We start from the raw sequence: 23693 nt of genomic DNA, 5'->3' as shown, positions 1-23693 counted from the left end.
TTATGTTCCAACCCTTCCCATAATCTCCAATACCCTCTGTCTATGAGAACAACATTGAGGATCTTCCTTTCTCATCTCCCCGTTAACTGCAAATGCTAAAGCTCTACACCCTCCAGCACACCAATATCTTACATCACAGTCCTTACATTTATCTATACTATCTACATTAAACTCTCCAAATTTCTCTCTTGATTTTTTCATTATACTATCAAATGGTTCATTTCTTATATTTCCTATTACTAGACTTTTATGATGCATCGCTTGACAAAGATATACATCTCCATTACTCTCTATACTAGCTGAACTTTTATTTAGTCCACAACTATATTTTTTATTCACTGCTGCAACAGATTCTACCAAATCCCCTGAAATATCTATAGCAAAATCAAAACTCTCTTTGTTTTCTAAAGACTTTCTATATAATTGACTTATATAAAAGTATGCTTCATCTGCTTTTCTATAAAAGTCTTCTATATCAAAATCTTTATAATCTTTAGCTCTACCTAAAGGAACGTATCTATTTACATGTAATCGCCTAACTTCATTTGTTACACATAAATCAATCATTTTTCTTAAGTCTATATTATTTGTTGGCGTCGGAGTCGCTGCAAAAACTATATTTTTAAATCCTATACTCCTCAAGTATTTTACAGACTTTAACGTTTTTTCAAATGATCCAACCCCTCTAATTTCATCATGTTTTTCTTTCTCATGGGAATCCATAGAAAACTGTATAATGTCTACAAACTCAACTATCTGCTTTAATATCTTCTCATCATATATAGTTCCATTGCTAAGTAATTGTACTAGGCCAAATTTCCTCGCTAATTTGAAAACTTCTAGTATATCTTTTCTTATTAAAGGCTCTCCCCCTGTAATCACTATTCTTTCTAGCCCCATAGGTTTAGCTGTTTCCAACAATTTCTCTATTTCTTCCAAAGTCATTTCATCAGTATTCTCAGTATTTACTCCACTCTCTGCATAACAGTAATGACAACTTAAATTACATTTATTGGTAACCTTTATCCATAAGGTTTTTAATTCTCCTGAACTTTCTTTATTCGTATCATCAACCTTATCTATATCTTTCATATTATCTTCTTCATAAATAAATCCACTTAATTTAAGTTTTTCTACAAATTTTTCTATATCTTCTCTTACAAGGCTTGTAGGAACTCCATAATGATCTGATATATCTGTAATAAGATTTTCGATTGTTTTTTTCTTTTTAATTCTTTCTATTATCTGTAATGCTGAATTATTCAATTTATAGTATTTTCCTTGCTCTGGATCTATTATTATATAACTATTATCATCTCTTTGATTTAAGGATAGATTATTTTTTAATTGAATCATATAGTTTTACACCTCACTTATTGGAATTACTAAAATATCTTTTATCATTTCCTTTGGACACCAAATCTTTAAGCCAGATTTTTTATCTGTTTCTACCAGTAATCCTACTTTACCTTCTATTTCTATTTCTCCCTTATCAATTCCACAAAACGTTAAATTCCCTTCCAATTCTACTACTACTCTTTTCATAAATATTCCATCTCCTTTACTAGTTATTCATTCTAATTTGACCTTCGTACATAATGTTTCTTAACTCAGTACAACTTATATTTTTTGTTGATATAACTGGTTGAACAATATCATATTTATTCCAATTTTTAGTATGAATTGTTATTCCTAATTTTTCAGCATTATTATATAAATAAGTCCCTGGATATGGTGTATTAGTTGAAAATGCTACCATGGCATTATATTCATTTTTAAACTTAATACCTAATTCTACTGTCATATCAATTGTTTCATAAGTATCACTATGATGACCTATGATAAAAGAACACATTGGTCGTATTCCAATGCTATTGGCATACTTTACCATAGCTTCTGCATGCTTTAAATCAATATATTTTTTAAGCCCATCTAAGACTTCTTGGCTGCCACTTTCTATTCCAATATGAATAGCAATACAACCTGCATCCTTTAACATATGAAGTATATCTTCATTTAATACATCTGCTCTTGAATCACATCTCCAAGTAATATCTTCTCCGATTTCTTTTATATTTTCACAAAATAGGCTTAGCCTTTTTACATTAGCTGTAAAGGTATCATCAAATATATTAAAATATTTAATGCCATATTTTTTATATTTAAAATAAATTTCACCTATAAAGTTTTCTATACTTCTTGTCCTATATTTTCCTCCTGACATAGCTCTAGAAGCACAATATATACACCCTCCCGGGCATCCTCTACTGCTTAAAATCGTTGCTGCATACGTATAATTTTCAGATGGTAAAATATTTTCATCTGGTATAGGAAGAACATCTAAATTTTTTAAATATCCTCTTTGTTCATTAGATATAATTTCACCTTTTGCATTTTTATATGATAACCCCTTTATATTTTCTATAATATATGAATGAGAATTATTTAAATATTCCATTAATTGAACAAATGCAAATTCCCCTTCATTCCTAACGACAAAGTCTACTGAATCATTCAAAAGACTTTCCTCTGGCAAGAATGTAACATGTGCCCCACCTAAGACTATTTTACAACTTGGAACACATGATTTTATAATTTTAGATATTTCTATCGATGAAAAATATGTTTCTGTATAAACGCTTATTCCTACAACATCAGGACTATACTGTTCTAAGAATTGTTTAAAATCATCTAGAGAATAGTCTTCAACAGATAAATCTATAATTTCTACTGGGTAACCATGAATTTTTAACATATTACCTATATATATTAATCCTAATGGTGGTGCTGAAGATTTATCAGAAAAACTTTTTCTTCTCAATTTATTAGCACTTGAAAGTATCAATAACACTTTTTTATACATAATCTTCCTCCAGCCATAGATAATTTTCAAAAGATATTAAATCCTTTTCTGCTAATTCTTTAGCCATTTCTGTTACTTTTTCTATTGCCATATCAAGATTAATTTCCATCTTTACAGCAACTATTTGTGCTATATCTTCTATTGTTTTTAGATCGTCTATTTCTTCCCAAATCATTGCATATTCAGGATTTAATATGTACTTTTGACCATCTTCGCTTATAGTTATAATACATCCTTCTTGTTTCTTCCATATATATGTTTTCATATGAATTGGGTTTTCTAATATCATCTTTATAGTACCTCTCTCTCTTTTAATTTAGTTAGCAAGAATACTAAGATAGTGAGTAGGACCCTCCATCTTAGTATTCTTACTTAGTTAATTAAAAATTTTACGTTGGCCCTGGTGCTGGTAATGCGACTATTGCTATTCCTACGCCAAATCCCCAGTTGCAATTGAATCCACAAGAATCTACTGTTTCAAAATCGCTACTTGTTTCAGCTAATGGAGCTTCATATATATCTTTCATCTATTTCCCCCCTTTATAAAGATATTTACAAAGTTTTATATAATTTTATTATAATCATAGCAAGATTATTCAAAGTTTTTTATTACTTAATTCCCTATAAAAAACTCTTTAAATCCTTTAAAAAGATAGTCTCTTAAATCATCCAGAGATAAATCTTTATTACTTACAATAGGATTTCCAAACTGATATTCTCTCCATCTTTTAGCATGTATATTTAGTCCTATTTCCTCAGCATTCTCTTTTATAAAAGTTCCAGGATAAGGAGTACAGGATGCTACACCAATGCTTATTCCTTTATTTTTCAAATCTCTTATGGTTTCTAGAGTTTCTTCTATTGTTTCTATTGTGTCGCAATAATGTCCAATAATAAAACTACAGTAGATATTTATTCCTAAATCTTTTGCATAAATAACTTTATCTAGAGCCTCTTTTAGTTTTATTTTTTTACCGATTTTATCTAAAACTATTTGATTCCCACTCTCTATGCCTATATGAATATATTTACAATCAGCATCATATAAATTATGTATTAATTCTTCAGTTAAAACATCAGCCCTTGATTGACATCTCCATATAACTGGTATGTTCACTTCTTTTAATAGCTTACAAAACTTTTTGACCCTACTTTTATTTACTGTAAATGTATCATCATATATTTCAAACAAGCTTTCCTTAGTCTTATTATAGATATAATAGACTTCACTTATGATATTTTCTGCACTTCTATATCTATATTTTCCTCCTGACATTGCTTTTGAACTGCAATATACACAATCTCCAGGACATCCTCTACTAGTTATAAGTGCAAATATTTCGCTATATTTATCTCTATCTACCATGCCTAATACAGGAAATGGCAATACATCTAAAGCCTCTATATATCCTCGTTTTTCATTGCATACAATATCAGATTTTTTTCTATATATAAGACTTTTAACTTTTTCTATACCTATACTATCTGGATAGTTTAAATGTTCAAGTAATAATAAAAATGTGAATTCTCCCTCATATCTAATTACATAATCTATTTCCTCTATTTCTCTCATCATATTAATACCTTCAAAGGTTGCATGTGGTCCACCAACTGCAATTTTTATATCTTTGAAATTTTTCTTAATCATTTTTATTATTTCAATAGCATTATCATAAGCTTCTGTAAAAATTGACATCCCTATAATATCTGGATTAAATAGTTTTATTTCCTCTATAAATCCTTTTGCTGTAAAATCCTCAACTAACATATCTATAATCTTAACTTCATACCCATGCATTTTTAAAACTGAAGCTATATATAATACTCCTATATTTGGAGTGCAATTTGACTTTTTTAAGACTGCTCTTGCAATACTATTACTTGACGAAATAATAAATAATATTTTTTTATACATATCGTCCTCCTAGTCTTCCAAAAACATAGAACATGAAATTGGATCGTGTGAATATATACTATCATTACTTAAGTATGCTCTTACTCTACATCCACCTCTACATTCATTCACTTTTTGACAACTATTGCATTTATCTATATCTCTCAATTTATACTTTCTAAATTCATTCAATGCTTCACTATTTTCCCAAATATCTTTTAGTCTTTCCCCATTAACGTTGCCTAATCTAAAACTATTTTCTTGAAGGACAGGACACATATATACCTCTCCTATTGAAGATATGTACATACTAAAATTCCCTGCACCGCAATATCCAATATTATCATTTGAATAAGTAAATCCATAGTCCATTTTTTTACTCCAAACGTCTTGCATTGTATATGCACATCTTTTTAGTTCATTTATCGTATCATTAGATACATTCAACATATCATGATTACATTCTTGTTTATTATGGTAATTCATAAATAAACTTGCATTTAACTTTATATGCTTAAATTCTTTAAGATATTCCGAAAAATATTTTATTTCACTAACATTAAAATCTGTTGCCGTAAAAGATAGTATTGTTTTTATATTATTTTTTTCTAAAATAGGAAGTGCTTGTTTTATATTATTAAGATTACCTTTTTTCCTTCTTATACTGTCATGGGTTTCATCATAAAATCCATCTACGCTAATTTGTATTTCTTTTACTCCACAATTATACATATTATTAATGACATCTTCATTTAAACTTGTTCCATTAGTATAAACTCTTAATAACATGTTCTTATCCCTTATATATTTAGCAATTTTAAAAAAATCTTTATGTATAAGAGGTTCTCCACCAGTTACTTTAATCATCAATACACCCATTTCGGCGGCCTGATCAATTATATCCTGTATTTTTTCTATGGACATTTCTCTTTTTAATATATCATTATCAATATAGCAATGATAACATCTTAAATTACATCTTTTGGTTATCTCTATATATATTTCATCTAAACTTTTAGTTAGATTCTCACTATATATATCCAAATTTTGTTTGTTAATTTTATATGAAGTATTGTTCTTTTCTTCATTTATAATATTCATATCTTTTAATTCATCTATTATATGCTCAAGTTTGCCTAATACATTCTCAGCATTTTCTCCCATTTTTTCTAGAATTAATTTTTCTACATGAGATGATTTTGAATACTTCAAAAGCAAAGCTACTATTTGCTTATCAATTCCCTTATATACTTTAATTTTATTTTCTTCAATATTTGTAATAGCAAGTGCTCCATCAGTTCTTAATTTTACTCTAAATCTTTCATTTTCTACACCCTCCATAAGCCTTCCTCCTTTCTTCTTAACTTCTTATACATTAATCATCTTTAATTTCTAATAAATATGATTAGATACTTATAAGAGTTTTTTTGATATTTGCATCATAATTCTTATTGACTTTATTATACTAATTCGCTAAAAAGCTTGTCAATGAATTTGATTCCCATTTTTCGGACATAATTCGATTTTGCCTAATACCAATATGCTTAATCTAAACATATTTTTTATACTATATCTACTTACCATCATAGTTTCATATTATTCCATCACTAACTCGTTTTTTGTCTTCTTTAGTAAACTGATTCTTATTTCCTTTCAAATAATACTTATTATTTTAATATGAAAGTCTCGCTAAACTAAAAAAATAGAAAGATAGAGCCTAAGCTCTACCTTTTTATATCAATGAATATATAAAACACCTGCTGTAATCCCCGCAAATATGAAAAATCTATAGCTGTCATTACGCAGTTCAAAATTGCGTTTTGCTACATTTGCCCCTCATAATTGTATATCCACTGTCGTGAACAGCGCTACTGCTCTCATAAGTAGAAAATAAGCCAATGGAGATCATATTTAATATTTATTTGTACTTATACAACTACTATTTAAAAACTAATTTCTCCTCATATATATCCTCATCAACCTTATATTTAATTAGCAATTCGCAATTATCACTAGCTTTCTTTTCTATTCCAAATACTGCAAAATTAAATACTTTTTTTGGATTTCCTCCAAATGCAAGCTTCTCTAAAAAAGAAGGGCTATACTTGCTACCTTTACTGAAAAATAAGCCATCATCAACAAGTCTTTTTCCATTTACAATGAATGTAGTAGCTACTTCTATATCAGTATCTTGTCCTGTATAATAAAGATACCCACTCCATGTTGCTTTTGGGTCTAAAAACTCTCTTCTATAATAAGCTTTCCATTCTCCATTTTCACTTTTTGCATAAATTGATTGACTTCTCATATATATAATTATAGAAATCATAATGATAAATACTATAGATATACTGATTAATATCTTTTTTTTATTCATTAAAAATCACCCTACTATATTCTAATATATTAGTATCTTATTATCCTATATTGGCTCTCACCAGTATCCCTTAACACTGTATTTGAATGGTCATTGGTGTGTCCTGAATATAATAATCTACCTGTTAACATATTCCTTGCTACCAACTTCAATATTTGCATTATATTCTTTTAAGTACTCTTCTAACATTTGTTCTATCTCTTCCATAGTATAATCTTCTTCTATATTTTGGCTCTTTTCTGCATAGGAACTTATATTGATAGAGAATAACATGAACAACACTAAAATTAAGGATATTTTTATTTTAAGGCTTTTCATAATAACCATCATTCCTTTCTTTAAATTCAAGTAATAAAATTAATCAAAACTATTCAAAACTCACTTTATTTGAGTATTATAAAGCTTGTACCATAAGAATCTTTGTGTTTCTAAATAGATAAATATCTAGCTTAGTTTAAATTCCCTTTTAAATTACTAATCTCTATCTTCCTTTTGTTCTCCTAAAACAATAAACTTTAAAAATATCTAGATAATCTTTAGGTTCATTAGCATACATTAAAACATACAGTAATAGCAAAATCAATATATTTTATTAGACAAATTTCGCAAGAAACTCGAATTTTATCTAACTATCTGTTTTCGTTAACCTTAAATTCAATTTAGTCATATATTACAATATAAAAAAAACAAGGTCATGGGCGTCCCCATAACCTTGTTTTTTTACTCTTATATATTATTCTGTCATTCTCTTGTATTGCTCGTATCTATCCTTAGCATCTTTCTCAGCTGCAGCAAATAGTTCATCTGCTACCTCTGGGAATGTTCTTCTTAATGAAGTGTATCTAACCTCTGAATTGATGAAGTCCATAAATGGTTCTGTTGGCTCTTTTGAGTCAAGAACGAATGGATTCTTTCCTTCATCTTTTAATCTTGGGTCAAATCTATATAAATGCCAGTATCCTGTATCTACAGCTTTCTTCTCTTGTTTAATTGTTGTACCCATACCAGTTCTTATTCCATGGTTGATACATGGTGCATAAGCTATAACTATAGATGGTCCGTCATAGGATTCTGCTTCTTTAAGTGCTTTCATTAATTGGTTCATATTAGCACCCATTGCTACTTGAGCTACATATACATATCCGTAGGAAGTCATCATTAGACCTAAGTTTTTCTTAGTTACTCTCTTACCAGAAGCTGCGAATTTTGCAACTGCTGCTGTTGGAGTTGCTTTAGATGATTGACCACCAGTATTTGAATATACTTCAGTATCCATAACAAATATATTTATATCTTCTCCTGAAGCTAGAACATGGTCAAGTCCTCCAAATCCTATGTCATAAGCCCAGCCATCTCCACCAAATATCCACATAGATCTCTTGATTAGATAGTCTTTTAACTCTTCGATTTCAGCAAGGATTTCTTTTCCTCTTGTGTTATCTACTTCTTTATTTAATCTTGGTAGGATCATACCTGTAGCAGCCTTTGAAGCTTTTGCATCTTTCTTGCCTTCTATCCAAGCATTAAAATGAGTATTTAATTCTTCATCTATATTTAATTCAACGAATTCCTTCATTAAATCTTCTAATTTATCTCTCATTTGGCTAACAGCTACTGCCATACCATATCCGTATTCAGCATTGTCTTCAAATAATGAGTTTGCCCATGAAGGCCCTTTACCTTCTTGATTCTTGCAATATGGCATAGATGGTGCAGAACCACCCCAGATTGATGAACAACCTGTAGCATTGGCAATCATCATTCTATCACCAAATAATTGAGTAATTAACTTTACATATGGAGTTTCTCCACAGCCAGCACAAGCTCCTGAGAATTGAAGTAATGGTTCTTGGAATTGTGATCCCTTTATACTGAATTCATCCATCACATCAGTTTTAGCCTTAACTGTCATAGCATATTCCCAGTTTTTAGCTTCAACTTCATATTCTTCTTCAAACGGTGTCATAACTAAAGCTTTTTGTTTTGCTGGGCATACATCAGCACAGTTTCCACATCCTGTACAATCTAATGGACTGATTTGAATCTTGAATCCTAAATCTTCTAATCCTTTTCCTGTAGCTTTTAATGTTTCAAATGTTTCTGGTGCATTATTCTTTTCTTCTTCATCTATAAGAATAGGTCTAATAACCGCATGTGGACAAACATAGGAACATTGGTTACATTGAATACAATTTTCTGGTATCCATTTTGGTACATCTACTGCTATACCACGTTTTTCGTATGCTGATGTTCCATGTGGGAATGAACCATCTTCTCTGCCAACGAAAGTACTTACAGGTAGATCATCACCTTCTTGTCTATTCATTGGTTTTAATACTTTTTCTATAAACTCTGGAACATCCTTGTCATCTTCTGTCGTTTCAGCTTTAGCATCTTTCCATGTTGCTGGAACATCTATCTTAGCTAAGGAATCAATTCCCTTATCTACTGCTTCATAATTCATTCTAACTATTTCTTCACCTTTGTTTCCATATTCATCAACTATGGATTTCTTTAGGTGAGCGATTGCTTCTTCTAATGGTAATACTTCTGCTAGTTTGAAGAATGCTGATTGCATTATCATGTTTATTCTTCCGCCTAGTCCTATATCAACTGCCATCTTAGTTGCATCGATTGTATAGAAGTCGATATTGTGTTCTGCAATATACTTTTTCATTGATGCTGGAAGATGTGTATCAAGCTCTTCTGGACTCCAAGTACAGTTTAGAAGGAATGTTCCACCATCTTTTAATCCTCTTAATAAATCATATTGATATACATAGGATTGCTTTGAGCATGATATAAAGTCTGCATCAGTAATTAAATACGTAGATTTTATTGGTTCATTACCAAATCTTAAGTGAGAAATAGTAACTCCACCAGATTTCTTACTGTCATATGCAAAGTATCCTTGTGCATACATATCTGTATCGTCACCGATAATCTTTATAGCTGATTTATTAGCTCCAACAGTTCCGTCAGAACCAAAGCCCCAGAATTTACATTTAATTGTTCCTTCTGGTTCAGTTTTTATAACTTCTTTTATATCTAATGATAGATTAGTCACATCATCAACTATACCTATAGTAAATCTATCTTTTGGTTTATCTGCATTTAAGTTTTCATATACAGCTAATATTTGTGATGGAGTAGTATCTTTTGAGCCTAATCCATATCTTCCGCCAACTATAACCGGTCTTATATCTGAATCATAGAATATGTTTTTAACATCTAAATGTAGTGGTTCAGCAACAGCACCTTTTTCCTTAGTTCTATCTAATACTGCTACTTTCTTTACAGTCTTAGGAAGTACATCAAAGAAATATTTTGGTGCAAAAGGTCTATATAGGTGTACTTTAATAACTCCTACTTTTTCACCTTTTGCAATTAAGTAATCAATAGTTTCTTCTATAGTTTCAGTAACTGAACCCATAGCAACTATTACTCTTTCAGCTTCTGGATGTCCATAGTAATTGAAAGGTTTGTAATCTCTACCAGTTATTTTGTTTATTTCGTTCATATATTCCACTACAACATCTACTATTTTTTCATAGTATGGGTTAGCTGCTTCTGCCGCTTGGAAGTAAATATCTGGGTTTTGTGCAGTACCCTTTGTATACGGTCTTTCTGGGTTTAAAGCTCTTTGTCTAAATTCATTAAGGGCATCATGATCAACTAATTTTTCTAAGTCTTTGTAATCCATTACTTCGATTTTTTGAATTTCATGACTTGTTCTAAATCCATCAAAGAAATGTAGGAATGGTACTCTTCCCTTTATAGCAGCAAGATGAGCTACTCCTGCTAAGTCCATTGTTTCTTGAACAGAACCTGATGCAAGTAGAGCAAAACCTGTTTGTCTAGCTGCCATAACGTCTTGGTGATCTCCAAATATACTAAGAGCATGTCCTGCTAGAGCTCTTGCAGTAACATGAAATACTGCTGGAAGCAATTCCCCTGCCATTTTATACATATTTGGAATCATAAGTAATAGTCCTTGTGAAGCTGTAAATGTAGTCGTTAATGCTCCTGCTGCTAAAGAACCATGAACTGCTCCTGCTGCTCCTGCCTCAGATTGCATCTCTTTAACTAATACTTCCTGACCAAAAATATTTTTGCTACCATTAGCAGACCATTCATCTACTAGTTCTGCCATTGTTGAAGATGGTGTAATTGGATAGATAGCAGCTACATCAGTAAAAGCATAGGCTACATGAGATGCAGCGGTGTTACCATCCATAGTCTTCATTATTTTTGCCATTTGTATACCTCCTTTTTATTATAAAACTGTTAAGTTTGTTGAAAATTTAACACTTTTCTAACTAAAGTATTCCAACACTTATAACCATATCGTTACCCTTTAAGTATATGAAATATTAGGTAGAAAGTCAATCTTTGGAAAACATAATTAAAGAGAATAGATTTATAGATATTCCTATATCTATCCTCTCTAATTGTTATAATAGTTAAGAAAATTTAACAACTTAGAAATTTCTTTTTGGAATTATCATAGATGCTAAGATATAAGCTATTATACCAGGAAAACCAGCACTAAAAATAGATAATAGTACCCATCCAAGTCTTACTAGGGTAGAGTCTATTCCAAAGTATTCTGCAATTCCTCCACATACTCCGCACAATTTCTTATCAGTATCAGATAGAAATAATTGCTTCATTTATTCTCCTCCTTTTTCTTATTAAAATGATTATATAATTCTTCTGCTGCTAATCTGTTCATACCTTTTACCTGTAATAAATCTTCTATTGATGCCTTCTTTATTTTTTCTATACTTTGAAAATGTTTTAGTAGTTCCACCTTCCTCTTCTCTCCTATACCCTTTATATCATCTAATTCAGACTTAAACATTTTCTTAGTTCTTAGGGATCTATGATAGGATATTGCAAATCTATGTGCCTCCTCTTGTATTCTATAAATTAATCTAAACCCTAGAGAGTCTTCATTTAGACTTATCTCTTTGTTATTATATATTATTCCTCTTGTCTTGTGAAAATCATCTTTTACAAGCCCACATACTGGAATGTTTATATTTAAATTATTTAATACTCTAAGAGCTACATTAACCTGTCCCTTACCTCCATCCATCATTATCAAATCTGGGAAATTTGAAAATCCCTTTACTTCTATCTCATTTTCCTTCATTAGCTGTCTCTCTTCAAGACCCCTAATAAATCGGCGACTCAAAATTTCTTCCATACTACCATAATCGTCTGCACCAATCACAGTTCTAATTCTAAATCTTCTATAATCCGACTTTTTCGACTCTCCTTTTTCGAATACTACCATGGAGCCAACAGATTCTACTCCACTAATATTTGATATATCAAAGGCTTCAATTCTATTTAAATCACTGCTAATTCCTAAGATATTTTTCAGCTCTTCTAAAGTCTTTTGGTTTTCTCTTGCCTTCTTTACAAATCTGTCTCCATATTTGTTTAACATATCTAATGCATTTTTCCTAACCATATCTATTAATCCAACTTTATCTCCACGTTTTGGAACTAATATATTTATTTTAGCTCCCTTCTTTTCTCCTAGCCATTTAGATATGGCTTCCATATCCTGTATTTCTTCTTCGATTATAATCTCTTTTGGTAGATAGGAAGCTCCAATATAGAATTGTTTAATAAATGCACTAAGGATTTCCTTCCTATCTTCTTCAAAAGTATCTTCCAGTATAAAATGTTCTCTACCTACAATTTTCCCATTTCTAATAAAAAATACTTGCATACATACTTCTTCTATACCTCTAGCCATTCCTATTACGTCTTGGTCTACTAAATTAGTAGTAGATTCAATCTTTTGTTTTTCATGGAGCAAGTTTAGGGAGTTAATTTGGTCTCTATACCTTGCAGCTTCTTCAAAGTCTAATTTTTTTGAGGCTTCTTTCATCTTCTCCTCAATGATTTCTACTAGCTTATCCTCTCTGCCATTTAGAAACATAAGGATTTCATTTATCATACCCATATACTGTTCATCATCTACATTTTCACCTTGGCAAGGTCCTAAGCACCTTTTCATATAGTAATTTAAACAAGGTCTAGTCTTTTTACCATAATTACTTAAATTACGGTTACAAGTTCTTAGGGGATATATATTTCTCAAAATTTCTATTACATCATTTACTGCATATACACTGGGATAGGGTCCAAAATACTTTGCACCATCTTTCAACACCTGTCTAGTTTTCATTACCCTAGGATATTTTTCATTTATAGTTACTTTAATATAAGGATATTGTTTATCGTCCCTAAGTAGAATATTATATTTCGGCTTATGCTTCTTTATTAAGTTAGCCTCAAGTATTAAAGCTTCTACTTCATTATCTACTATAATATATTCAAACTCAGAGATATGTTTAACCATGGAATTCACCTTAGGTGGATTGTTTTTTCCTGATTGAAAATATTGCCTTACTCTTTTCCTAAGAGAAATAGCCTTTCCAACATAAATTATCTCCTCATTTTTATCCTTCATTATATAAACACCTGGTTTATCTGGTAGCTTTTTTAACTCTTCTTCTATGTCAAACATTAAATCACCTCAGACTTCTTACGCCAATTTTAAATTTAAAGTTATTGATTAGAACCTATATTCTTATTATACCAAATTTATTTATATTTAGATATTTAAAATGCGATACTAAAATTAGTATCGCATTTTAAATAATATTAATTATTTACTGATTCTTTTACTATTTTCACTAACTCCTTAACTCTATCTCCAATTAGCTGTAAATCTTCCTCTCTAGGAGCTCCCTTAAATTCAACTGGTTCTATAAAATCCCAGTTCATACAGTATCTACCCATTATTTCATCTAGTTCTTTCTGAGCACCACCTGACCATCCGTAGGAACCAAGTCTAAAAGCTTTTCTTCCTTGAAGCTTTTTCTTTCCTAATTCCTCCAATGCTGCTGCCATTGGTGGAAACATTTTGTATTCATAGGTAGGCATGGCAAGAATTATTCCTGTTGAATTCCAAGCTGATGCCAGTACCGTTCCCCAAGAATCCTGTGGTACTTGATGTGAATTGACCTTTATATTTTCCTTTTCTAACAATTCAACTACATAATTTACCGCCTTTTCCGTCATACCATACATGGATCCCCAAATAAGAGTTATTTCCTCCTTTGCAGGTCCCTTTTGGTAGGAAGCATATCTAATATAGTCTTCAATAATTTTACTTGGGTTTTCTCTCCATACTACTCCATGACCAGGTGCTATGACCTTAATAGGTAGTGGTGCACATTTTTCAATAGCCTTTTTTACTGGCATAGAAAATGCCGCAACTATATTTGAATAGTATCTAACAGCTTCTCTTTCATAAAACTCTATTTCTTCCGATGTCAGCATATCATCATAGTTTAAATCTGTAACAGTTCCAAAGGAACCAAAAGCATCACATGGGAACAAAGTACCTGTTAAGGTATCAAAGGTTGCTATGGTGTCCGGCCAGTGAACATTAGGTATTTCTACAAATTTTAAGACATGATTTTTACCTAAATCTAAAGTATCATTATCTTTTACAACTGTAATATTTTCTGTATGACCATAAAAGGCATCTAATAGTTCTGCTGATTTTTGACTACAGACTATTTTAAAATCATTATTTATCTTTTTAAAATCCTCTATCCATCCTGAATGATCAGGTTCCATATGATTTATTATTAAATATTCTATGGATTTTGGATCTATCTCAAGTTTATCTAAAAGCTTAAATAAAGATTCTGGAACTCCATCCCAACCACATACTCCATCTACTATTGCTGTTTTTTCACCTTTTATTATATAAGAGTTTACAGAAACCCCATTAGGTATCTCCCATAATCCCTCAAATAATATATCTTCTATATTTACTGAAAGCTGATAAATATCTTCAGTAACTTTTGTTACATTCATTTACATCCCCCTTACATTATTACCTTTATTATCTTAATCTTCATACCTTGATATATATTAAACTATTTCTTATTTACCCATATATTGGATATAAAAACAAATTACAATATTACAATATAAAACTGCTAGTTATGTTGTTTAGCAGTTTTATATATTTATTAGCCTTTATATGCTTCTTGTTTCATTTTTCAGCCATTCTCTTTCTTCTTGGTCTAAATATGATTCAAGCTTATTATATACATCTCTATGGTATTCATTTAGCCATATTCTTTCCTTTTCAGATAATAATTCTACGTCTACCCCTTCTAGATCTATTGGTACAAAGGATAGTGTTTCAAACTTCATAAATTGACCTGAGTCTGTTTTTATATCTTCATCTACTACTACAATATTTTCTATTCTTATTCCATGGCTACCAGATTTATATACTCCCGGTTCTATACTTACTACCATCCCTTTTTCAAGGATTACTGTATTTACCACTGGTGCAATTCTATGTGGTCCTTCATGTACATTTAATAAATATCCTATACCATGGCCAGTACCACATTTGTAATCTATACCCTCTTGCCATAATGGATATCTTGCTAATACATCTAGGCTATGACCTGTAGCACCATAAAGGAATCTTGCATTTCCTAAATTAATATGACCTTTTAAAGTTAAAGTAAAATCTCTTTTTTCTTCTTTAGTTATAGGTCCCATAACTACAGTTCTAGTTATATCAGTAGTTCCATCAAAGTATTGTCCGCCTGAATCTACTAGATATAATCCTTCTTCTTTGATTTCAGCATTTGAAGTTTCACTAGCTGAGTAATGCATCATAGCTGCATTTTCCTTATATGCAGATATAGTTCCAAAGCTTGGCTCAATAAAGCCCTCTTGCTCTTGCCTAAATTCTAATAATTTTTCCTGTGCCGATACTTCAGTAACTGGAATATTTCCTACATTTTTATCTAACCAGTATAAAAATTTAACTAATGCAACTCCATCTTTAATATAAGCATTTTTTTGATTTTGGATTTCAATAGGATTTTTAATACCCTTTAGACTTGTTGTAATATCTGTACCTTCTACTATTTTACATTCTGATGGTATAGCTTTATATATCCATCTATTTATTCTATTTTTATCAATATAAACCTTTGAATTTTTATCTATTTTCTTTATATAATCAATGACTTCACTATATCCAGCAATTCCTACTTCGTTTTCCTTTAAGAATGATTCAACATCTGTATTAATTTTTTCCTTATCTGTAAATAGATAAGCTTTATCCATGGAAATTAGGGCATATGATATGACTACAGGATTATTTGATACATCTCTACCTCTAATATTATATAACCAAGCTATGTCGTCTAAGCTTCCTATTAAACAATAGTCCACACCTTGTTTTCTCATCTCAGTTCTTACTTCTTCAATTTTTTCTTTACCAGTTTTTCCTGTATATTTTAACTCATGTATAAAAGCTTCTTCCTTAGGCAAACTTGGTCTATCATTCCAAATCTCTCCTACTAAATCAAATTCATCAATGAATTTAATGTCCTTATCTTTAAATTCTCTTTCTAAATTTTCAACTGCAAATTGTGAAAATACTTTACCATCAAATCCTATGGCATCTCCATTATTTAGATTATCTCTTAACCACTCTGTGTAAGTTGGGAATCCTGGTATTGCGATTTTAAATAGTTTATATTCTGAACCCTTTAATTCTTTTTCTGCCTGAATAAAGTATCTACCATCAGTCCATAGAATTGCTTCTTCCTGTGTAATCACTACAGTACCAGCTGAGCCTGTAAATCCTGATATCCATATTCTCCCTTTATAGTAATCTGCCACATATTCAGATTGATGTGGATCTCCTGTATTTACTATATAGGCAGTAATACCTTTGTCTTTCATTAGTTGTCTTAGCTTATTTACTCTTTCATTAATTTTCATATTTACCCCCCTTAGTCTTTTCTAATTTTATTATTAAAGTGGCTACTATAATTGCAGATATACCAGCCACTAATTTACTCACTATAAATGCATTAACATCTTCTGGTGATACTGATGAAATATATCCTAGCTGTCCACCAAAAACATAGGAAGCGGATACAGCAAAGGCTGCATTTAATATCTTACCCTTTTCATTCATTTTATCATAAATCCCCAGCATTGGAATACTATTTGCCAAAGAACTAAATATCCCCAATATAGAGTATTGGTCAAGTTCAAACTTATTTCCTATTTTATTTAAATACTTATGTAATCTTCCAGATATAAAATGAAACATTGGGTATGCCCCCGATAATATAACTCCTATTTTTACTACTAGTATTGCCCCTTCCTCTAAGGGGATTAAACCCTTTATTATTTCAACTCCAAACATAAAATTTATAATAGATATAATTAGTCCAAATGTACTAATGGTTATAATAATCTTGCCTAAAATATTAAATATCTTAACTATGGTATTAGGCATTTTAACTATCCCTATGATTATGAGAGCTGAAAATATTATAACTGGAATTAGGCTAAGTAGAATATGGATAAATTCTATTTTCATCATTATACCACCTGCAACCATTCCAATAGGTATAGTCATAATACCTGCTAAAACGCCCTTAGCAAAATAGTTAAAATCCTCCTTAGATATTAATCCCACTCCAATAGGTATGGTAAAAGATATGACAGTACCAAGCATAGATGAAAGCACTATTCCATTAAATACACCTATTGATTTATGTAAAGCTACTTCAACACTTGTAGTATAACCTCCTAAATCTGGCGCTAGTAAACTTCCTACAAATACAGAAGGGTCTGTATTTAAAATACTCGCCACGGGATTAAGTATTGGAATAATAATCTTAGCAATAATAGGAGATAAACTATAAATACCTATTATGGATATTGCAAGTCCACCTACAGATTTAAATCCTTCATCAAATTTTTCTCCTAATCCAAATCTATTATTTAATATTTTATCTATTCCAGCAATAACTGAAAAAATAATCATTATATAAATCATTTTACACCTCATATATAAATTTGTAATGATTTTATTATACTACAATTATATACCCAATAAAAGAAAAAGGCAGGTAAGCTGCCTTTTTCTTTTATTAATTAATTATTTTAAATTGTTTATTTCCCTTACATAATGACATGCAACAAAATGTCCTGGTAATACTTCTTCTATTGCTGGACTGTCATGCTGACAATTTTCTTTAGCATATATACATCTTTGCGCAAATCTACATCCTGGTTTTGGATTAATTGGAGAAGTAAGCTCTCCTTTTAGTAAAACTCTTTCTCTCTTATGTTTTAAACTTGGTACTGGAATTGCTGAAAGTAAAGCTTTTGTATACGGATGTAATGGATTTTTAAATAAATCCTTTGCATCTGATTTCTCAACTAATTGACCAAGATACATTACAAGTATATCATTTGATATATGTTTAACAACTGATAAGTCATGAGTAATAAACATATAAGTTAAGTTCATTTCTTTTTGTAAGTCCTGCATTAAGTTAAGAACTTGAGCCTGAATTGATACGTCAAGTGCTGATACTGGCTCATCACAAACGATAAAGTTTGGATTAAGCGCCAATGCACGAGCTATACCTATTCTTTGTCTTCTACCACCGTCTAATTCGTGAGGGTAAGTATTAGCAAGTCTTTCTGCTAAACCTACAGTATCCATTAGTGAGGATACCTTTTTCTCGATTTCTTTTTTATCTTTTATGGTTTTGTGAATTATTATAGGCTCTTTTATTATTTCACTAACTGTCATTCTAGGATTTAGAGAAGAAAATGGGTCCTGAAATATAATCTGCATTTTATTTCTTAACTCTCTAAACTTATCTTTATTAATTTTAGTAATATCTTCACCTTCATAGATTATTTGTCCGTCAGTGGATTCTAATAGATGAAGTATTACCCTACCTAAAGTTGACTTTCCACACCCTGACTCTCCTACAACACCTAAGGTCTCACCTTTATTAATATCAAAAGTAACACCATCAACTGCATGAAGTAGTCCTTTAGGGGTATTGAAATACTTCTTTAGATCTTTGACTTGTAAAATTGGTTCCATCTATATTTCCCCCTTTGGTTTTACTTGTCCAGTATATATATGACATTTTACCTTGTGTTCTGGTGCTATTTCTGTATCTTCTGGATGATTTTCCTTACAATATTCTGTAGCATGAGGACATCTTGGATGGAATTTACATCCTGAAGGTAGATTTGTAGGGTCTGGCATTAGACCTTTTATTGGTTTTAATCTATCTACTTCTTCTTCTAAGCTTGGAATTGAACCAAATAGTCCTCTAGTATACGGATGACTTGGGTTTTCAAATAGATCTTCAATTTTTGAATACTCTACTATTTCACCGGCATACATTATAGCAACTTTATCACAAGCTTCTGCTACTACACCTAAGTCATGGGTGATTAAAAGCATAGCTGTGTTAAATTCATTTTTCAAGTTATTCATTAGTTCTAGAACCTGAGCCTGAATAGTAACGTCCAGAGCTGTAGTAGGCTCATCTGCTATTAGCAGTCCAGGGTTACATGCCAAGGCTATGGCAATAACAACTCTTTGTTTCATTCCACCTGAGAATTGATGTGGATAGTCAACAGCCCTAGCTCCAGGGATTCCAACTAATTCAAGCATTTTCTTTGCCCTTTCAAAAGCTTCCTTATTAGATAATTTCGCATGTATTTCAACAACCTCGGCAATTTGCTCTCCTACTGTCATAACAGGGTTTAAAGCCGTCATAGGGTCCTGGAATATCATGGAAACTTTATTTCCTCTTATAGTTCTCATTTCTTCTTCTGATATATCTAATATGCTTTGTCCTTCTAGTAATATTTCTCCATCAATAATTTTTCCTGGAGGATCAGGAACTAATCTTAGGACTCCCAAAGCAGTAGTAGTTTTTCCTGCACCAGTTTCACCAACAAGACCTAAAGTCTCACCTTTATTTATTTGCATGTCTACACCATTTACAGCCTTAACTGTACCTTCTTCTGTAACATAGTGGATGTGTAGATTTTTAATATTTAAGAATTCACTACTCATTTAAGTTCCTCCTCTCTTATTGTTTTAATCTAGGATCTAGAGCATCTCTTAGACCGTCACCAAGTAAGTTTAGTGATAATATAGTAAGCATGATTGCTATACCTGGGAATGTAGTTACATGCCATGCTTGTCTAATAAAGTCTTTACCAGATGAAAGCATTGCTCCCCATTCTGGAGCTGGTTTTTGAATACCTAAACCTATAAAGCTAAGTCCTGCTGTTGATAATATAGCACTTGCAACTCCTAATGTACCTTGTACAATTATAGGAGCTAATGAGTTCGGTAATATATGCTTTAATATAATTCTAGTATCTTTAGCACCGATTGCTCTAGCAGCTTCTATATATTCCTGATCCTTAATTGAAAGTACTGAAGCTCTTACAATACGTGCATAACTTGGTATAGATGATATACCTACTGCAATCATTAAGTTCAGCATACTTGTACCGAGGGCAGATACTATGGCAATTGCAAGTAATATACTTGGAATTGCTAAGAATATATCCATGGCTCTCATTATAATATTATCAAATTTTCCACCATAAAATCCTGCTATGGCTCCTAAAGTACCACCAATTATTATGGCAATACCTACTGCTATTATACCTACTTGTAAAGAAACTCTAGCACCATGAATTATTCTAGCAAATATATCTCTACCTAGTTCATCAGTACCTAAGATATGATCTTTACTTGGTCCTTGAAGTCTGATTGAAGTATTCATCTTTATAGCTACTTCATCATAATCTGCAATTACATCAGCGAATAAAGCTAATAATATAAAAATAGAAATTATAGTTAAACCTAACATGGCCATTTTGTTTTTTCTAAGTCTTCTCCAGACATCTGACCATTGTCCTCTTTTCTTCTTACTTGTATTGTTGCTTACAGCTTTGTCAGACATTATTCTACCTCCTTACCTTAAGTATTATCTATATTGTGATTTAATTCTTGGATCTATAAATGCATATAGTAAGTCAACTAAAAGGTTAACAAAACTAAATGTTACAGATATAAACACAACTGAAGCTAAAACCATTGGACTATCTTTCTGTCTAATAGCATCTACCATTAGTCTTCCAACTCCTGGCCATGAGAATACTGATTCAGTAAGAACAGCACCACCCAAAAGTCCTCCAAATTGTAATCCAACAACTGTAACTACTGGTATAAGAGCATTCTTTAAGGCGTGTCTGTTTACTACTTTCTTTTCAGCTACTCCTTTTGATCTAGCAGTTCTTATATAGTCTTGTCTTATTACTTCAAGCATTGAGGATCTAGTCATACGAGTTATAATTGCGGCTGAACCAACACCTAATGAAAATGCTGGTAAAATTAAGTGCTTAAGTGTTTCAGAACCACTTGATGGAAGAAGTCTTAAATTAACAGAAAATACTAAAATAAGCATTAGTCCCAACCAGAATACTGGCATGGAAACCCCTATTAAGGCTCCTATCATGGATATACTGTCTAAGGCTGAATATTGTTTTGTTGCAGAAATAATACCTACTGGTATACCTATTGCAATTGCTATTAACATAGCTGCTGCAGTAAGCTTTAAAGTCGCTGGGAATCTGGAGAAAACCTCATCAAAAACTGGTCTATTAGTTGAATATGACCTTCCAAAGTCTCCTGTTATTGCCTTGGTTATAAATCTAAAATATTGTACAATAAATGGGTCATTTAATCCCATTTCTTCTCTTAAAGCTTCTACCTGGGCAGGCTGTGCACTTTCACCAAGTATAAGTTTTGCCGGGTCCCCTGGTGTAAAATACATAATTGTAAAAACTAAAAATGTAACTCCTATTATTACTGGAATTAATAGTAATAATCTACGTAATATATATTTACTCACTTATTTCCCTCCTTATCGAATAGACATTGACAATGTTATTTATTACCATTCTAAAGAAATGAGAAGCGAGACCTATGTCCCGCTTCTCATTATCCAACTAAGATTGTTATTGTTCTATAGTTACATTGTATAGTGAGTGATGTCCAGCAGGATGTAATTCAAAGCCTTTTATAGCTTTGTTTTCACCAACATTTTGAGTTTGGAAATATAAGAATAATTGTGGAGCATCAGCTACTATTATTTCTTGTGCTTCTTTATATGCAGCTAATCTCTTCTCTTGATCTACCTCAGTTTTACCAAGGTCTAATAATTTATCTACTTCTGGGTTCGTATAGAAGAATCTGTTACCAGCATCTCCATGTTGTGAACTGTGGTATAGAGCATAAAGACCATAGTCTGCGTCTCCAGTTACTGTAGTCCAACCAAGGATGAACATGTCATGTTCTCCTGCTGATGTTCTATCTAGGAAAGCACCCCATTCAACAACTTCTATACTAGCATCAATACCTATTTCTTTAAGTTGAGCTTGAACGATTTCTGCTATTCTAACTCTTACTGGGCTGTCATTTGTCCAAATGGAAGTCTTGAATCCATTTTCAAATCCAGCTTCTTTCATTAATTCTTTAGCTTTTTCAACATCATAAGAATAACCTTGGATTTCTTCATTAGAACCAAATATTAATTCCATTAAAGGTGATTTAGCAACTTCTCCTGCACCTTCTAAAACTACGTCTATGATTTCTTGTACGTTAACAGCATAGTTAATAGCTTGTCTAACTTTTACGTTATCAAATGGAGCTTTTTGAGTATTGAATCCTAAATATTGACTTGATAATGACGGTCCTTCTATTAACTCTAGTCCTGCATTATCAGCAACTAGGTTTTTATCAATAGGCTCAACATCATAAGCTATATCAATTTCTCCAGTTTCAAGTCCTACAGTTCTATTACTTCCTTCTGGAACGTTTCTAAATATAACTGTTTTTACAGCTGCTGCACCTTGGAAATAATCTTCAGATGCCTTAAGAGTTATTCTATCTCCTGATTGCCAGCTATCAAATGCAAAAGGACCTGTTCCTACTGGATTTTGTCCATAGTCTTCGCCTGCTTCTGTAACTGCTTTTTCATTTAATATAGAGGAAGCTGTATGAGTAAGATGTGATAATAACGGAGCAAATGGCTCAGAAGTTATTATTTGTACTGTATAATCATCTACAACTTTAATTTCTGCAACTGGTCCAATAATGTGTGATACAGATGGTGAAGCTAACATTCTTTCATAAGTGAACTTAACGTCTGATGCTTTTAATTCTTCACCGTTATGGAATTTAACTCCTGGAACAAGTTTAAATTCCCATGTTAATTCATCAATGCTTTCCCAACTTTCAGCTAGAGCTGGAACTATTTCCATATCTACATTTGAAGCAACTAAAGTGTTATAAATTTGCTTCGCGACTCTTGATGATGGTTGGTCATTAGTAGCATGTGGATCTAATGACTTCGCATCTGCACCTTGTGCAACAACTAAAGTATCTTCTGGATTCGATCTAGTAATCCCTTTACCTCCACCACAAGCAGATAAAACAATCGATAGAGTTAGGATTGTAATTACTAGTGATAGAATCTTTTTGTTTTTAAACATTGAATCACTCCTTTTGTTTTTTGGCTAAATTGACAGTATTATAGAATTAAGGAACATATACTCATTATAATTTC

The 23693-nt window shown here is 31.4% G+C and carries 20 protein-coding genes; all 20 read right to left on the bottom strand.

Features of this window, described 5'->3' with window-relative positions; all coding sequences use genetic code 11:
- The 20 genes from RBU61_RS04680 to RBU61_RS04585 all read right to left on the bottom strand — a co-directional run bounded on the left by RBU61_RS04680 (nucleotide 1) and on the right by RBU61_RS04585 (nucleotide 23619).
- Nucleotides 1–1356 (bottom strand): PqqD family peptide modification chaperone, encoded by a 1356-nt coding sequence (locus RBU61_RS04680; RefSeq protein ID WP_308878420.1) that lies wholly within the window; start codon nucleotides 1354–1356, stop codon nucleotides 1–3.
- A 6-nt stretch (nucleotides 1357–1362) separates the two neighbouring features.
- Nucleotides 1363–1545 carry a hypothetical protein gene (locus RBU61_RS04675; RefSeq protein WP_308878419.1) on the bottom strand — a complete coding sequence of 61 codons (183 nt, stop codon included), beginning with the start codon at nucleotides 1543–1545 and terminating at the stop codon, nucleotides 1363–1365.
- A gap of 19 nt (nucleotides 1546–1564) precedes the next feature.
- The gene (locus tag RBU61_RS04670) at nucleotides 1565–2863 is read right to left on the bottom strand and encodes a B12-binding domain-containing radical SAM protein (RefSeq protein WP_308878418.1); all 1299 of its coding nucleotides are present in this window, start codon (nucleotides 2861–2863) and stop codon (nucleotides 1565–1567) included.
- A complete protein-coding gene (locus RBU61_RS04665; RefSeq protein ID WP_308878417.1) occupies nucleotides 2856–3152 on the bottom strand; it encodes a PqqD family protein in 297 nt (98 codons plus the stop codon). The genes RBU61_RS04670 and RBU61_RS04665 overlap by 8 nt, the downstream gene beginning before the upstream one ends.
- Nucleotides 3153–3252: 100 nt before the next feature.
- On the bottom strand, nucleotides 3253–3390 hold the full coding sequence (locus tag RBU61_RS04660; protein ID WP_308878416.1) for a hypothetical protein: 138 nt from the start codon (nucleotides 3388–3390) through the stop codon (nucleotides 3253–3255).
- An 86-nt stretch (nucleotides 3391–3476) separates the two neighbouring features.
- Complete coding sequence (locus tag RBU61_RS04655; protein WP_308878415.1) at nucleotides 3477–4778, bottom strand: B12-binding domain-containing radical SAM protein; 1302 nt, start codon at nucleotides 4776–4778, stop codon at nucleotides 3477–3479.
- 9 nt (nucleotides 4779–4787) lie between these two features.
- Complete coding sequence (locus tag RBU61_RS04650; protein ID WP_308878414.1) at nucleotides 4788–6098, bottom strand: radical SAM/SPASM domain-containing protein; 1311 nt, start codon at nucleotides 6096–6098, stop codon at nucleotides 4788–4790.
- A gap of 598 nt (nucleotides 6099–6696) precedes the next feature.
- Entirely contained in the window at nucleotides 6697–7134 is a 438-nt protein-coding gene (locus tag RBU61_RS04645; protein WP_308878413.1) for a hypothetical protein, read from the bottom strand.
- 117 nt (nucleotides 7135–7251) lie between these two features.
- Nucleotides 7252–7452 (bottom strand): hypothetical protein, encoded by a 201-nt coding sequence (locus RBU61_RS04640; protein ID WP_308878412.1) that lies wholly within the window; start codon nucleotides 7450–7452, stop codon nucleotides 7252–7254.
- 415 nt (nucleotides 7453–7867) lie between these two features.
- Complete coding sequence (gene nifJ, locus RBU61_RS04635) at nucleotides 7868–11392, bottom strand: pyruvate:ferredoxin (flavodoxin) oxidoreductase (protein ID WP_308878411.1); 3525 nt, start codon at nucleotides 11390–11392, stop codon at nucleotides 7868–7870.
- 223 nt (nucleotides 11393–11615) lie between these two features.
- Entirely contained in the window at nucleotides 11616–11807 is a 192-nt protein-coding gene (locus tag RBU61_RS04630; RefSeq protein WP_308878410.1) for a PspC domain-containing protein, read from the bottom strand.
- Nucleotides 11804–13684, bottom strand: a complete 1881-nt coding sequence (gene uvrC, locus RBU61_RS04625) for an excinuclease ABC subunit UvrC (protein ID WP_308878409.1) — start codon at nucleotides 13682–13684, stop codon at nucleotides 11804–11806. Before uvrC ends, RBU61_RS04630 begins: the two co-directional genes overlap by 4 nt.
- Nucleotides 13685–13821: 137 nt before the next feature.
- Nucleotides 13822–15048 (bottom strand): FprA family A-type flavoprotein, encoded by a 1227-nt coding sequence (locus RBU61_RS04620; protein WP_308878408.1) that lies wholly within the window; start codon nucleotides 15046–15048, stop codon nucleotides 13822–13824.
- 165 nt (nucleotides 15049–15213) lie between these two features.
- Nucleotides 15214–16992: an aminopeptidase P family protein gene (locus RBU61_RS04615; RefSeq protein ID WP_308878407.1), complete on the bottom strand. Its 1779-nt coding sequence runs from the start codon at nucleotides 16990–16992 to the stop codon at nucleotides 15214–15216.
- Nucleotides 16982–18064 carry an ethanolamine utilization protein EutH gene (gene eutH / locus RBU61_RS04610; RefSeq protein WP_308878406.1) on the bottom strand — a complete coding sequence of 361 codons (1083 nt, stop codon included), beginning with the start codon at nucleotides 18062–18064 and terminating at the stop codon, nucleotides 16982–16984. The genes RBU61_RS04615 and eutH overlap by 11 nt, the downstream gene beginning before the upstream one ends.
- 102 nt (nucleotides 18065–18166) lie before the next feature.
- Nucleotides 18167–19132, bottom strand: a complete 966-nt coding sequence (locus RBU61_RS04605; RefSeq protein ID WP_308878405.1) for a dipeptide ABC transporter ATP-binding protein — start codon at nucleotides 19130–19132, stop codon at nucleotides 18167–18169.
- Entirely contained in the window at nucleotides 19133–20122 is a 990-nt protein-coding gene (locus RBU61_RS04600) for an ABC transporter ATP-binding protein (protein WP_308878404.1), read from the bottom strand.
- 16 nt (nucleotides 20123–20138) lie between these two features.
- Nucleotides 20139–21026, bottom strand: coding sequence for an ABC transporter permease (locus RBU61_RS04595; protein WP_308878403.1), 888 nt, complete (start codon nucleotides 21024–21026; stop codon nucleotides 20139–20141).
- A 24-nt stretch (nucleotides 21027–21050) separates the two neighbouring features.
- Complete coding sequence (gene nikB / locus RBU61_RS04590; RefSeq protein WP_308878402.1) at nucleotides 21051–21977, bottom strand: nickel ABC transporter permease; 927 nt, start codon at nucleotides 21975–21977, stop codon at nucleotides 21051–21053.
- Between the two features lie 106 nt (nucleotides 21978–22083).
- The gene (locus RBU61_RS04585; protein ID WP_308878401.1) at nucleotides 22084–23619 is read right to left on the bottom strand and encodes a glutathione ABC transporter substrate-binding protein; all 1536 of its coding nucleotides are present in this window, start codon (nucleotides 23617–23619) and stop codon (nucleotides 22084–22086) included.
- Nucleotides 23620–23693 lie beyond the last annotated feature (74 nt).

This window comes from Tissierella sp. MB52-C2, from assembly GCF_030931715.1.
Taxonomy (GTDB): Bacteria; Bacillota; Clostridia; order Tissierellales; family Tissierellaceae; genus Tissierella.
This window is presented reverse-complemented; position numbering and strand designations above follow the sequence as displayed.